The sequence below is a fragment of the Kineococcus halophytocola genome (assembly GCF_041276425.1).
Classification (GTDB): domain Bacteria; phylum Actinomycetota; class Actinomycetes; order Actinomycetales; family Kineococcaceae; genus Kineococcus; species Kineococcus halophytocola.
In genome coordinates this window covers 57,415-70,600 of sequence record NZ_JBGFTU010000002.1, presented here as the reverse complement: position 1 = coordinate 70,600, position 13,186 = coordinate 57,415, and the positions used below count along the sequence as shown (strand labels likewise).

The window sequence follows — 13,186 nt, the reverse complement described above, 5'->3', positions numbered from 1 at the left end:
GTCAGCCCGCCAGGCGGGCCGGGAACCCACCCGTCGCGATCGGCCCCCACCGCCGGATCGTCAACCGCAGCAACGACTTGCCCTGCTCACGCATCGCCTGCCGGTACTCCTGCCAGTCCGGGTGCTCCCCGGAGATGCACCGGAAGTACTCCACCAGCGGTTCCACCGCCTCCTCCCCGTCGAGGACCTCCCACTCACCGTCGACCTGCACCCACGCCCCACCGAAGTCGTCCGAGAGCACCAGCACCGACCCCCGCCGGTCGCGGCGGGCGTTGCGCGCCTTGGCCCGGTCCGGGTACGTCGAGACCACGATCCGCCCCGACCCGTCGACCCCGGCGGTGACGGGGGAGGACTGCGGGAACCCGTCGGCGCGGAACGTGGAGAGCACGACGTGGTGACGGGGACGGACGAAGTCCAGCAGCTCGGGCAGTTCGACGCGACGCTCGGTCGCGATGGTTCGCGGGCTCATGCCCCGGACGCTACCCCCACCCCTGGACCTGCACCGCGCTGCAGCACCTACCGTCGAGACACCCAGCGTCAAGACACGGAGACCCACCAGTGAGCATGGACAACGCCGCCCACACCGCGCTGTGGAAGGCGATGAGCACCCCCGGCCACCGCTCCTACCGACCCACCACCCCCCGCCGCGTCCTGGACATGGCCCGCCAACGCTCCCGGCTGCTCGCCCTGTTCGTCACCGGCAGCGTCGCCCTCGCCGTCCTGGCCGTCGCCACCCCCGTCCTGGCCGGCCGCGCCGTCGACGCCGTCGGCACCGGCGACCGCGACCGCGTCCTGACCCTCGCCCTGCTCATCGCCGCCGTCGCCCTCGCCGAAGCCGGCCTCGGCCTGGCCGTGCGCTGGCTCTCCTCCACCCTCGGCGAAGACCTCATCCTCGACCTGCGCACCCGCGTCTTCGACCACGTCCAGCGCATGCCCGTCGCCTTCTTCACCCGCACCCGCACCGGCGCCCTCGTCAGCCGCCTCAACAGCGACGTCCTCGGCGCCCAGCGCGCCTTCAGCGACACCCTCTCCGGCATCGTCAGCAACGTCGTCGCCGTCGCCCTCACCGCCGTCGTCATGATCGGCATCTCCTGGCGCATCACCGCCCTGGCCCTGGTCCTGCTGCCCGTCTTCCTCCTGCCCGCCCGCCGCATGGGCCGCTCCCTGGCCCTGCTCGCCCGCCGCGCCGCCGACCTCAACGCCGCCATGACCAACCAGAGCACCGAACGCTTCTCCGCCCCCGGCGCCACCCTCGTCAAGCTCTTCGGCCGCCCCGAGGAGGAATCCCGCTCCTTCGCCGCCGCCGCCCGCGCCGTGCGCGACATCGGCGTCACCACCGCCGTGCGCCGCGCCGTCTTCGTCACCGCCCTCACCCTCGTCTCGGCCCTCGCCCTGGCCCTCGTCTACGGCGTCGGCGGCCTCGCCGCCATCGCCGGCACCCTCGACGCCGGCAGCATCGTCACCCTCGCCCTCCTGCTCACCCGCCTCTACGCCCCCCTCACCGCCCTCGCCAGCGCCCGCGCCGACGTCACCAGCGCCCTCGTCAGCTTCGACCGCGTCTTCGAGGTCCTCGACCTCGTCCCCCTGGTGCGCGAACGCCCCGACGCCCACGCCCTGCCCGAAGGACCCCTCACCGTCGAGTTCGACCACGTCGGCTTCGGCTACCCCGCCGCCGCCGACGTCTCCCTCGCCTCCCTGGAGGACGTCGCCACCCTCGACGCCCGCGGCGGCGTCCCCGTCCTGCACGACATCACCTTCACCGTCGAACCCGGCCAGGTCATCGCCCTCGTCGGCTCCTCCGGCGCCGGCAAGTCCACCCTCGCCCAGCTCCTGGCCCGCCTCTACGACGTCGACACCGGCGCCGTCCGCATCGGCGGCCACGACGTCCGCGACCTCACCGCCGACACCCTGCGCCGCACCGTCGGCGTCGTCACCCAGGACGGGCACCTCTTCCACGAGTCCCTGCGCTCCAACCTGCGCCTGGCCCGCCCCGAGGCCACCGACGCCGACCTCCTCGACGCCCTCGACCGCGCCCGCCTCACCGACCTCCTCGCCCTCCTGCCCGAAGGGCTCGACACCGTCGTCGGCGAACGCGGCTACCGCTTCTCCGGCGGGGAACGCCAACGGCTCACCATCGCCCGCCTCCTGCTGGCCCACCCCCGCATCGTCGTCCTCGACGAAGCCACCGCCCACCTCGACAACGCCTCCGAGGTCGCCGTCCAGGCCGCCCTCGACGAAGCCCTCGAAGGCCGCACCGCCATCGTCATCGCCCACCGCCTGTCCACCATCCGCGGCGCCGACCAGATCCTCGTCCTGGAAGCCGGCCGCATCGTCGAACGCGGCACCCACCACGACCTGCTCGCCCGCGGCGGCCGCTACGCCGAACTGCACCGCCACGGCGGCGAGCAGACGGGCCAGGACACCCCCGCCGCCGGGCTCACCCCCTGAACCCCGCCCCACCCGACCTCGCCCTGAGGACCTCGCCCCCGAGGACCGCGCCCCCGAGGACCACGACCCCGAACGCCTCCCGGTCGCGGCCTGGCGCTCAGGCGGGCGGGGCCGGGGGAGTCGACCGCGCCGCGACGCGGGCGGCGTGCGAGGGCGGGTCGCTCGGCACGCCGGGGGCGCGGCGGGCCTCGAACTCCTTGCGCAGCACCGGGACGACGTGCTCACCCAGCAGGTCGAGCTGCTCCAGGACGGTCTTCAGCGGCAGCCCCGCGTGGTCCATGAGGAACAGCTGGCGCTGGTAGTCGCCGAAGAACTCCTGGAAGGTCAGGGTCTTCTCCACCACCTGGTCGGGGGTGCCCACGGTCAGCGGGGTCTGCCGGGTGAACTCCTCCAGCGAGGGCCCGTGCCCGTAGACGGGGGCGTTGTCGAAGTAGGGCCGGAACTCGCGCACCGCGTCCTGGGAGTTCGCGCGCATGAACACCTGCCCGCCGAGCCCGACGACCGCCTGCGCGGGGCTGCCGTGCCCGTAGTGGGCGTAGCGCTCGCGGTAGAGGTCGATGAGCCGGATGTAGTGCTCCTTCGGCCAGAAGATGTTGTTGGCGAAGTAGCCGTCCCCGAAGTACGCGGCGATCTCGGCGACCTGCGGGGTGCGGATCGACCCGTGCCAGACGAAGGGCGGCACACCGTCCAGCGGACGCGGGGTCGAGGTGAACCCCTGCAGCGGGGTGCGGAACTCGCCCTGCCAGTCGACGACCTCCTCGTCCCACAGGCGGCGCAGCAGCTGGTAGTTCTCCACCGTCAGCTCGACCCCGCGGCGGGGGTCCTGCCCGAACCAGGGGTAGAGCCGGCCGTCGTTGCCGCGGCCGAGGACCAGGTCGACGCGGCCCTCGCTGAGGTGCTGCAGCATCGCGTAGTCCTCGGCCATCCGCACCGGGTCGTTGGTGGTGATGTGGGCGATGGACGTCGAGACGGTCAGCCGGGTGGTGCGCGCGGCGATCCACCCCAGCAGGGTCGTCATGGCCGACGGCACGAACGGGGGGTTGTGGTGCTCACCGACGGCGAAGACGTCCAGCCCCACCTGCTCGGCGTGCTCGGCCATGGTGACCAGCGCCTTGATGCGCTCGTGCTCGTCCGGCGCGCGGCCGGTGGTGGGGTCGGGCGTGATGTCGCCGACGCTGAAGATCCCGAACTGCATGCCGTCCTCCTCGCAGGGGCGTGCGTCCGCACGCACCTGGTTGAAGGTTACAGGACCTCGGGGCCCACCGGAGGGTCGCGGCGCGGGTCAGGCGGTGCGGGCCACGCGGATGATCTTGCGCCGGAGCCACACCTTGCGGTTGCCGCCCATGTACAGGCGGACCCGGGCCAGCTCCCAGCGGCCGTACTCGGCGTGCTCGGTCAGGAGGCGGCGAGCGTCTGAGCGGGACGTCTCCCGCGTCAGCGTCAGCACCCGGTACTCGTACTCCTCGCCACCGCCCGGGCCCGGCGTCCCGCCCGTTCCGCGACGGTCCCGGCGACCGGTGGACCGGTCGGGCGTGTTCCCCTCGTGCGCAGCCATCGGGACCATGATGCACCCGGTGGGGCGAGGGCACCCGTTCCCGGTACGGTCGGACCATGACGCCCGACCCGCGCGCGGCCCTGGCCCGACTCGTGGCCGCCCTCGAGGACCACCTCGCCGCCGCCGCCAACCGGCGGGGCGAGACCGACCCCGCCGTCGCCGACGCCTACCAGCGCGTGGCGGACGCCTTCGAGGTGTACGAGGAGGCGATCTACGACGCCTACGACGAGGTCACGCCCTTCGTCCTCTACGACGACGTCGAGGACGAGCGCGACGACGACGACGACGACGATGATGACGACGGTGACGATGACGACACCGATGACGACGACACGGACGACGACACGGACGACGACGAGGGTGCGGACGGCCCCACGCCCCTCTGACCACCCCGTGTGAGGGTTCGGTGCGCCCCGCGTGACGCACCGCGCCGCTCACGGAGTGGGGCCCGGGGGAGCCGATAGCGTGCCGCCGTGCTCACCCCCAGGTCGTCCGTCGTCTCCCCCTGCCCGCTGACGGGGGGTGCCCCGGCGTGAGCATGGGCGTCCTCGAAGGAGCGTTCCTCGGTCTGGTCCAGGGCCTGACCGAGTTCCTGCCCATCTCCTCCAGCGGCCACCTGGCCATCGTCGGCACCCTCATCGGGGCCCAGGACCCCGGCGCGGCCTTCACCGCCATCAGCCAGCTCGGCACCGAGGCCGCCGTCATCCTCTACTTCCGCCGCGACATCGCGCGGATCATCACCCGCTGGGTCCGCTCGCTCGCCGGCCGGGTCCCGCGCGACGACCCCGACGCCCGCATGGGCTGGCTGGTCATCCTGGGGACCATCCCCATCGGCGTCCTCGGGCTGGTCTTCCAGGACGCGATCGAGACGACGCTGCGCGGTTTCGCCGTCATCGCCACGACGCTGTGGGTCTTCGCCCTCCTGCTGGGGGCCGCGGACCGGGTCGGGCGCAAGGAGCGGACCCTGGACCGGCTGACGTGGAAGCACGGCCTGCTCTTCGGCCTGGCGCAGTCGATGGCGCTCATCCCCGGGGTCTCCCGCTCGGGCGGGACGATCACCATGGGGCTGCTGCTCGGCTACACCCGCGAGGCCGCCGCCCGCTACTCCTTCCTGCTGGCGATCCCGGCCGTCGTGCTGTCCGGCTTCTACCAGCTGTACGACGAGGTGAGCACGGGCGCGGCGATCGCGTGGGCGCCCACGGCGGTGGCGACCCTCGTCGCCTTCGCCGTCGGGTACGCCGTCATCGCCTGGCTCATGCGCTTCATCACGACGCACAGCTACACCGTGTTCGTCGTGTACCGCATCGCGCTGGCCCTCGTGGTCTACGTGCTGGTGCTCGCCCAGGTCCTGCCGGCCTGGCACGGCACCAGCTTCGGGTGAGGACGGCCCCTCACAGCCACCCGGAACGCTTGAACAGGCGGTACAGGACCGTGCAGACGGTCACCATCGCCAGCAGGCAGACCGGGTAGCCGTAGCGCCAGCTCAGCTCGGGCATGTGCTGGAAGTTCATGCCGTAGACCCCGGCGATCATCGTGGGGACGACCGCGATGGCCGCCCACGCCGAGATCTTGCGCGCGTCGTCGTTCTGCTGCACCGACACCTGGGCGAGGTGGGCGTTGAGGATGTCGGTCAGCAGCCGGTCGTACGTCTCGACGTGCTCGACGGTGCGCACGAGGTCGTCGAGGACGTCCCGCAGGACGAACAGCGCCTGGGCGTCGGCGAGGTGGTGCACCGCGCCGGGCGACGGCGTCCCGCCCTCGTCCCCCCGCCCCGCGACGCCGGCGTCGACGAGCTTCCTGAGGGGGGCCACCAGGGGGAAGGCCCCGCGACGCACCTCGAGCACCTCGCGCTTGAGGGAGTAGATGCGCTGGGCGTCGGAGCTGCGGTCGGGGGAGAAGACCTGCTCCTCCATGTCCTCCACGTCCCGCCCGAGCTCGCCGTCGATGGCGGCGTACCCGTCGACGACGTGCGCCATGACGGCGTGCAGCACGCCCTGGGGGCCGCGGGCCAGTCGCCGCTCGTCAGCCTCGACGGCCGACCGGACCCCCGCCAGCGAGCCCGCGGGGCCGCGGCGGACGGTCACGACGAACCGGCGGCCGACGAACAGCATGATCTCGCCGGTCTCGACGCTGGAGGTCTCGTCGAAGTACTCCAGCACCTTCAGCACGACGAAGACGGTGTCGCCGTACCACTCGATCTTGGGCCGCTGGTGGCCCTCGACCGCGGCCTCGACCGCGAACCGGTGCAGCTGCAGGGAGGACGCGACGTCGGCGAACTCCTCGGCCGTGGGGTCCGTCAGGCCGAGCCAGAGGAACTCCGCCGGCCCCGGGGCGGGGGAGGGGCCGGCACCGTCCTCGTGGCAGGAGCGCAGGGCGGCGGCGAGGTCGGGGACCTCGTGGCGACGCCCGTCCCGGTAGGTCGCCACATCGATGATCACTGCTGCATCACGGGGGTCATCGTGCCCTGCCGGGTCCGTGTTCGCAGTAGCTGTAGAAGTTCAGTTACCGGCACTAATACTGTTACGTTTGTTGTACGTCACCCAACAGCTACCGCACACCCCGGCCCTTACAGTGGGGCCGTGCCGACCCTCCTGCTCGTCCGCCACGGCCGCAGCACCGCCAACACCGCCGCCGTCCTGGCCGGCTGGACGCCGGGGGTGCACCTCGACGACACCGGTCGCGCCCAGGCGCAGGCGCTGGCCCAGCGGCTGGCTCCGGTGCCCGTCGCCGACCTCGTCGTGTCCCCGCTGGAACGCTGCCAGGAGACCGCGGACGCGTTGCGCGCGGTGGACGGACCGTCGGGTCCCCGCCCGGCGCTGCGCACCGAGGAGCGGCTGGGGGAGTGCAAGTACGGCGACTGGACCGGCAGGGCGCTGAAGGACCTGACCAAGGAACCGCTGTGGCGGACCGTGCAGTCGCACCCCTCGGCGGCGGTGTTCCCCGGTGAGGGCGGGGAGGGGCTGGCGACGATGCAGCACCGCGCCCTGGAGGCGGTGCGCGAGCACGACGCCCGGGTCGCGGCCGAGCACGGCGACGATGCCGTCTGGGTCGCCGTCAGCCACGGCGACGTCATCAAGGCCGTGCTGGCCGACGCGCTCGGCATGCACCTGGACCTGTTCCAGCGGCTGTCGGTGGACCCGTGCTCGGTGTCGGTCGTGCGGTACGCGCCCCTGCGGCCCTTCGTGCTGCGGATGAACGACTCCGGTGGGGACCTGGCCGGGTTCGCGCCCGCGAAGAAGAAGCGCCGCTCGACGCGCCGCACGGTCAGCAGCGACGCGGTCGTGGGCGGCAGCACGGGCGCGGCGTAGGGTCGCCCCCATGCCCGTGCACGAGTACGACCCGCCCGAACGCTTCGTCGCGGGCACCGTCGGCCAACCGGGGCAGCGCACCTTCTTCCTCCAGGCCCGGGCACGAGGGCGCGTGACGTCCGTCGCACTGGAGAAGACCCAGGTCTCCGCGCTGGCCGAGCGCGTCGGGGAACTCCTCGACGAGATCGTGCGCCGCTCCGGCGGGGCCGCACCGGTCCCGGCGATGCCCCCGGCCGGCAGCGAGGACACCGCGCCGCTGGACCTGCCCATCGACGAGGAGTTCCGGGTCGGGACGATGAGCCTGGCCTGGGACGGCGAGCGCGACGTCGTGGTCATCGAGTGCTTCGAGGTCAGCGACACCGACGTCGACCCCGAGGAGCCCGATCCCGGGCCGGACCAGAACCTGCTGCGGGTGTCCCTGGACGGGGCCGCGGCCCGGGCCTTCGCCGCGCGGGCCCTGGCGCTGGTCTCGGCGGGCCGGCCGCCGTGCCCGTTCTGCGCGGGTCCGCTGGACCCGGTCGGTCACGTCTGCCCGCGCGCGAACGGGTACCGGCGCTGAGCGCGACGTTCGCCGGGGTCGAGGAGCAGGAGGCGCTCGTCCGGCTCGCCACGGGGGAGCTGCACGTCCGCGGCCGCCTCGCGGACGCGTCGAACGCGACGCTGTACGCGACGGCCACGACGGACGAGGGTGACCTCGCGTGCGTGTACAAGCCGGTCTCCGGGGAGCGTCCGCTGTGGGACTTCCCGGACGACACGCTGGCGCGGCGGGAGGTCGCGTCCTACGCGGTGTCGGCCACGACGGGGTGGGACGTGGTGCCGCCCACGGTGTTCCGCGACGGGCCGCTGGGTCCGGGGTCGGTGCAGCTGTGGTTGCAGCAGGACGGTGCCGACCCCGCCGACGCCGCCGGGGTGGTGCTTCCGTCGCCGGGCGCGGGGCTCGTGGACATCCTGCCGCCGCGCCAGGTCGAGCCGGGCTGGCTGACGGTGCTGGAGGCCGAGGACGGCGCGGGGCGCCCGGTCTCGCTGGTGCACGCCGACGACCTGCGGCTGCGGCGGATGGCGGTCCTGGACGTCGTGCTGAACAACGCCGACCGCAAGGGCGGGCACGTGCTGCCGGGGTGGTCCGGGGCCGTGCACGGGGTGGACCACGGGCTGACGTTCCACGAGGAGCCGAAGCTGCGGACCGTCCTGTGGGGGTTCGGCGGGACGCGGTTGCTGGCCGAGGAGCGCGAGGTGCTGAGCGTCCTGGTCGCCGACCTCGACGGCGCGCTGGGGGAGCTCTTGGGCGAGCTGCTGGCCACCGAGGAGGTCGTGGCGACGCTGGAGCGGACCGAGCGGCTGCTGACGGCCGACCGGATGCCCCGGCCGCGGGGGCACCGGACCATCCCGTGGCCGCCGTTCTGAGGGAAGCCGGGTAGGTTCGGCCCGTGCGTTCCTGGCCCGTCCCTCCCGTCCCGTCCCTGCCCGGTCGGGGTTCCCGCGTCCACCTCCACGACACCTCGACCGGTGCGGTCGTGCCGGTCGGTCCGGTCGAGGGCACCGCGACGCTGTACGTGTGCGGCATCACCCCGTACGACGCGACGCACCTGGGTCACGCGAACACCTACGTCGCCTTCGACCTGCTGGGCCGCGCCTGGCGCGACGCGGGGCTGGACGTCCGGTACGTGCAGAACGTCACCGACGTCGACGACCCGCTGCTGGAGCGGGCGACCGCGACCGGGGTGGACTGGCGCGACCTGGCGGCGTCGCAGATCGACCTGTTCCGCGCGGACATGGAGGCGCTGTCGGTCGTCCCGCCGCAGGAGTACCTGGGCGTCGTGGAGGCCGTCGACCTCGTCTCCGCCGCCGTGCGGGACCTGCTCGCGGCCGGGGCGGCCTACCGGGTGCCGGGGGTGGACGGGGGGCCGGACGGGGACGTGTACTTCCCCGTCGCCGCCGACACCGCGTTCGGTGAGGTGGGCGGCTACGACCGGGCGACGATGCTGGAGCTGTCCGCCGAGCGCGGGGGGGACCCGCAGCGGCCGGGCAAGAAGGACCCGCTGGACCCGTTGCTGTGGCGGGTGGAGCGCGAGGGCGAACCGGCGTGGGACGCCGGTGACCTCGGCCGGGGCCGGCCGGGCTGGCACGTGGAGTGCACGGCGATCGCCCTGGAGCACCTGGGGATGCCGATCGACGTGCAGGCCGGCGGGTCGGACCTGGTGTTCCCGCACCACGAGATGGGGGCCTCGCACGCGCACCTGCTGCGCCCGGACTCCCGTCCGTTCGCCCGGGCCTACGCGCACTCGGGCATGGTCGCCTTCGACGGCGAGAAGATGAGCAAGTCCAAGGGCAACCTCGTCCTCGTCTCCAAGCTGCGGGCGGCCGGGGTCGAACCCGGCGCGGTGCGGCTGGCGATCGTCGCCCACCACTGGCGCAGCGAGTGGGAGTGGACCGATGAGGTCCTCGCCACGGCGCGCGAGCGGTTCGCGGCGTGGAGCGCCGCCGTCGCCCGCCCGGCCGGTCCGCCCGCCGACGAGCTGCTGGCCAGCGTGCGGGAGCGCCTGGCCGACGACCTCGACGCGCCCGGGGCGGTGGCGGCCGTCGACGCGTGGGTCGCGTCGGGGGAGGGCACCGACGAGACCGCGCCCGGGTTGGTGCGGGACCTCGTGACCGCGCTGCTGGGCGTGGAGCTGGCCCGCTAGTCCACCGACGTGCCGTCCTGCGCCTCCGCCAGGACGCGCAGGGCGTTGCCGCAGGTGAGGGCCCGCAGGTCGGCGGCCGACCACCCGCGGTCGGCCAGGGCCTGCAGCAGCGCGGGGTAGCGGGACACGTCCCCCAGCCCGTCGGGGAACGCGTCGGTGCCGTCGTAGTCGCCGCCGAGGCCGACGTGCTCGATCCCGACGACCTCGCGGGCGTGCTCGAGGTGGCGGACGACGTCGTGGAGGGTTGCCCGGTCGGCGCCGGGGGCCGCGACGAACGCGGGGACGAACGTCACCATGAGCACGCCCCCGTTGCCCGGCAGGCGTTCCAGGACGGCGTCCGGGACGTTGCGGGGGTGGTCGGTGACCGCGCGGCACGAGGAGTGGGAGAACAGCACCGGGCGTGTCGTGACGTCCAGGGCGTCGTGCATGGTCCGCTCGTGGACGTGGGAGAGGTCGACGAGGACGCCGGTCCGGTTCATCTCGCGGACGACGTCGCGGCCGAACCCCGTCAGCCCGTGGTCCACGGGTTCTCCCGTCGCCGACGCCGCCCACGGGGTGTTGTCGTGGTGCGTGAGCGTCAGGTACGCCAGGCCCGCGCGGCGCAGTTCCCGCAGCACCCCGAGCGAGCCGGCGATGGAGTGCCCGCCCTCGGCCCCGACGAGGGAGGCGATGCGTCCGGCGGCGAGCGCCTCCCGCACGTCCGGGGCCGTGGGGGTCCAGGCGAGGACGTCGGGGTGGGTGGCGACGAGGCGGCGCACGACGTCGATCTGTTCCAGGACGGCGACGGTGGCCGCGGCGGGGTCCTGGTCGGAGGGGACGTAGACGGACCAGAACTGCGCTCCGACGCCTCCGGCGCGCAGGCGGGGGACGTCGGTGTGCAGGATGGGCTGGTCGAGCAGCCCCGCGGCGCGGGGGTCGGAGGCGAACCGTTCGCGCAGTTCCCAGGCGAGGTCGTTGTGCCCGTCGAAGACCGGGTGGGTGGCCAGGACGTCGCGGTGCAGGTCGATGCTCACTGCTGGTGCTGCTGCAACTGCTGCTGGATGACCCCTGAGAGGTGCCGCAGCTGGTTCGGGCCCAGTTGCCGCACCTCGCCCTCGAGCCGGCGCACGACCTGCGGGTCTTCCAGCATGCGTTCGGAGCTCTGCAGGAGGACGGTCCCGGCGCCGGTGAAGTCGTACTGCCGTTCCTCCCCGGAGCGGGTGCCGAACAGGGCGCCGCGGGCGGCGCCGAGGAAGTGCCCCATCCAGCCGGCGTCGAAGTGCTGGGAGGGGGCGGGGCAGTCGGCCCAGCCGACGAGCGCTTCGGGGTCCACGCGGACGGGGGGTTCGACGAAGATGACGGGGCCGGAGGAGCTGGCGAGGAACTTGCCGGTCCCGATGAGGGTGAGGAACCCCGGGATGATCGACTCCTTGAGCTCCAGGCTCGCGTCGAAGGCCAGCAGGTTCGCGGCGCGGACGGTGAGGTTGCCGTCGTCGAGGTCGTAGGAGTTGATGTCGTACCCGCGGTCGCCGAGCAGGACGTGGCCCTGGCCGTTGGCGACGACCCAGTCCCGGCTGTAGAGGGGGGAGGAGAACGTGGAGGCGACCATCGCGGTCATGGACGTCGCGGTGAGGGGTTCGAACCGGATGGTCCCGCCGCCGGCGGGGTAGTAGGCGATCATGCGGCCGGTCTGCATGAACAGCGGCCCGGTGAGCCGGACGCAGTAGGCGTACGGGTTGTCGGGCAGGTTGTCGTGGTCGGGCAGCGTCGACGGGTCGAGGGGCTGGGGGCTGGTGGAGGCCATCAGAGCTTCTCCTCGCTCGCCTGGACGTAGACGGTGCCCTGGCCGGACACCTTGAGCTGCACGCCTTCCCCGGACCCGCGGCCCACGGCGTCGCGCCAGGAGACGGCGGTGGCCACGTCCAGGCGCAGGTTGCCGACGTGGGCGACGTAGGCCTGGGGGTCGACGACGACCTGGCGGTTCCCGCCGACGGGGAGGGCGAAGGTGCCGCCGTGGGACAGGACCGCGACGGCACCGCGGCCGGAGAGCTGGGTGGTGAACAGGCCCTGGCCCGTCACCGCGCCGCGCACGGCGCCGCGCAGCCCGCCCTGCTGGCCGAGGAAGACCACGGAGCTGGAGAGGTTCGCGTCGTGGGCGAGGAGCCGGTCGGCCTCGACCGACATCGGCTGGGAACCGTCGAGGTCGATGACGGTGACGTGGTGGCCGCGGAACCCGTAGTGCACGGTGCCGTCGCCCTCGGCGACCATGAGCGGGACGGCTTCGCCCTGCACGCCACGGGCGAGCGCCGAGGCGATGCCACCGCCGTAGGCGCCGCCGCCGGGCCCGCCGACGACGGGGGAGAAGGCGATGCGGCCGGTGGTGGCGAGCATGGCGCCGCGGCGGGCGAGGACCTCGGCGCCGGGGCGGACCTGCGCGAGGACGACCTTGGAGGTGACCTGGGTGAAGCCCATCAGCGCTCCTCGGGCTGGAGGTAGACGACGCCGTGGCCCTCGAACCGCAGGGAGAACGCCTCTCCGGAGCTCTCGCCGATGAGGTTGCGCCAGGAGACGTCGGTGACGAAGGACTGGGAGAGGGTGCCGACGGCGCCGATGTAGGCGTCGGGGTCGACGACGAGCGGGGTCTGCGGGGTGACGCGCAGCGCGATGGGCGGCCCGCCGAGGGACAGCAGCGCGACCTGGCCGTGGCCGGTGACGGTGGTGGTGAACAGGCCCTGGCCGCTGGAGGCGCCCTGCAGGCCGGTGAAGGTGACGTCGGTCGTCAGGCTGTCCTGCAGGCAGAGCAGACCCTCGGACTCGGCCTTGAGGGTGTCCCCGGCGAGGTCGAGGACGAGGACGTAGCCGGCGTCGACGGCGAAGTGGACGGTGCCGCGGCCGGTGACGTCCATGAGGGATAGGGACTCGCCGGTGACGCGTTGCTTGAAGGCGGCGCGCAGGCCGCCTCCGCCGCCCATCCCGGCGTTCTTGAACTGCACGTCGCCCTCGTAGGCGACCATCGAGCCGGTCTGGGCGCGCACGGCGCTGCCCTTGGACCCGTCGAGGTCGACGACGAGGACGCGCGGTGTTTCGAGCCGCCAGGACACGAGCTCCTCCTCGGTGTTCGGCACGTCGTTGCGCACGTCGGGGACTGCTGGTCGGACCATCATGGCGCGGGCCGGGCCGGGGACGCCGCGGGGGCGGTCACCCGGTGGTGACCG

The 13,186-nt window shown here is 73.5% G+C and carries 15 protein-coding genes; 7 read left to right on the top strand and 8 right to left on the bottom strand.

The annotated features are described in order from the left end of the window. Position 1 precedes the first annotated feature (1 nt). Complete coding sequence (locus AB2L27_RS02055; RefSeq protein ID WP_370439801.1) at positions 2-469, bottom strand: PPOX class F420-dependent oxidoreductase; 468 nt, start codon at positions 467-469, stop codon at positions 2-4. Positions 470-558: 89 nt separating this feature from the next. Between AB2L27_RS02055 and AB2L27_RS02050 the strand changes: the two genes are divergently transcribed. Then, positions 559-2,448, top strand: a complete 1,890-nt coding sequence (locus tag AB2L27_RS02050) for an ABC transporter ATP-binding protein (protein ID WP_370439800.1) — start codon at positions 559-561, stop codon at positions 2,446-2,448. Positions 2,449-2,545: 97 nt separating this feature from the next. Here AB2L27_RS02050 and AB2L27_RS02045 read toward each other — a convergent pair whose 3' ends face one another. Beyond that, complete coding sequence (locus AB2L27_RS02045) at positions 2,546-3,643, bottom strand: LLM class flavin-dependent oxidoreductase (protein ID WP_370439799.1); 1,098 nt, start codon at positions 3,641-3,643, stop codon at positions 2,546-2,548. A gap of 87 nt (positions 3,644-3,730) precedes the next feature. After that, on the bottom strand, positions 3,731-4,003 hold the full coding sequence (locus tag AB2L27_RS02040) for a DUF5703 family protein (protein WP_370439798.1): 273 nt from the start codon (positions 4,001-4,003) through the stop codon (positions 3,731-3,733). 92 nt (positions 4,004-4,095) lie between these two features. On the opposite strand from AB2L27_RS02040, the gene AB2L27_RS02035 reads away from it, so the two are divergent. Both AB2L27_RS02035 and AB2L27_RS02030 read left to right on the top strand, forming a co-directional pair. After that, a complete protein-coding gene (locus tag AB2L27_RS02035) occupies positions 4,096-4,389 on the top strand; it encodes a primosomal protein (protein WP_370439797.1) in 294 nt (97 codons plus the stop codon). Positions 4,390-4,541: 152 nt separating this feature from the next. Next, positions 4,542-5,384, top strand: coding sequence for an undecaprenyl-diphosphate phosphatase (locus tag AB2L27_RS02030; RefSeq protein ID WP_370439974.1), 843 nt, complete (start codon positions 4,542-4,544; stop codon positions 5,382-5,384). A gap of 10 nt (positions 5,385-5,394) precedes the next feature. On the opposite strand, the gene AB2L27_RS02025 is transcribed toward AB2L27_RS02030, so the two are convergent. Then, positions 5,395-6,441 carry a magnesium and cobalt transport protein CorA gene (locus AB2L27_RS02025; protein WP_370439796.1) on the bottom strand — a complete coding sequence of 349 codons (1,047 nt, stop codon included), beginning with the start codon at positions 6,439-6,441 and terminating at the stop codon, positions 5,395-5,397. Between the two features lie 141 nt (positions 6,442-6,582). Between AB2L27_RS02025 and AB2L27_RS02020 the strand changes: the two genes are divergently transcribed. From AB2L27_RS02020 to mshC, 4 genes are read left to right on the top strand one after another with little or no spacing between them, the layout of a single operon-like run. Beyond that, positions 6,583-7,311 carry a histidine phosphatase family protein gene (locus AB2L27_RS02020; protein WP_370439795.1) on the top strand — a complete coding sequence of 243 codons (729 nt, stop codon included), beginning with the start codon at positions 6,583-6,585 and terminating at the stop codon, positions 7,309-7,311. A 10-nt stretch (positions 7,312-7,321) separates the two neighbouring features. Further along, on the top strand, positions 7,322-7,870 hold the full coding sequence (locus AB2L27_RS02015; protein ID WP_370439794.1) for a DUF3090 domain-containing protein: 549 nt from the start codon (positions 7,322-7,324) through the stop codon (positions 7,868-7,870). Further along, a complete protein-coding gene (locus AB2L27_RS02010) occupies positions 7,867-8,715 on the top strand; it encodes an SCO1664 family protein (protein WP_370439973.1) in 849 nt (282 codons plus the stop codon). The genes AB2L27_RS02015 and AB2L27_RS02010 overlap by 4 nt, the downstream gene beginning before the upstream one ends. A 23-nt stretch (positions 8,716-8,738) precedes the next feature. Continuing rightward, entirely contained in the window at positions 8,739-9,992 is a 1,254-nt protein-coding gene (gene mshC / locus AB2L27_RS02005; RefSeq protein ID WP_370439793.1) for a cysteine--1-D-myo-inosityl 2-amino-2-deoxy-alpha-D-glucopyranoside ligase, read from the top strand. On the opposite strand, the gene AB2L27_RS02000 is transcribed toward mshC, so the two are convergent. Genes AB2L27_RS02000 through AB2L27_RS01985 form a run of 4 tightly spaced genes read right to left on the bottom strand, consistent with a single transcriptional unit; the run spans position 9,989 to position 13,072 of the window. Continuing rightward, positions 9,989-11,005, bottom strand: coding sequence for a dipeptidase (locus AB2L27_RS02000; protein WP_370439792.1), 1,017 nt, complete (start codon positions 11,003-11,005; stop codon positions 9,989-9,991). The two genes, mshC and AB2L27_RS02000, sit on opposite strands and share 4 nt — an antisense overlap. Further along, positions 11,002-11,775: an AIM24 family protein gene (locus AB2L27_RS01995; protein WP_370439791.1), complete on the bottom strand. Its 774-nt coding sequence runs from the start codon at positions 11,773-11,775 to the stop codon at positions 11,002-11,004. The genes AB2L27_RS02000 and AB2L27_RS01995 overlap by 4 nt, the downstream gene beginning before the upstream one ends. Next, on the bottom strand, positions 11,775-12,443 hold the full coding sequence (locus AB2L27_RS01990; RefSeq protein WP_370439790.1) for an AIM24 family protein: 669 nt from the start codon (positions 12,441-12,443) through the stop codon (positions 11,775-11,777). The genes AB2L27_RS01995 and AB2L27_RS01990 overlap by 1 nt, the downstream gene beginning before the upstream one ends. Beyond that, a complete protein-coding gene (locus tag AB2L27_RS01985; protein ID WP_370439972.1) occupies positions 12,443-13,072 on the bottom strand; it encodes an AIM24 family protein in 630 nt (209 codons plus the stop codon). The genes AB2L27_RS01990 and AB2L27_RS01985 overlap by 1 nt, the downstream gene beginning before the upstream one ends. Positions 13,073-13,186: the final 114 nt, after the last annotated feature.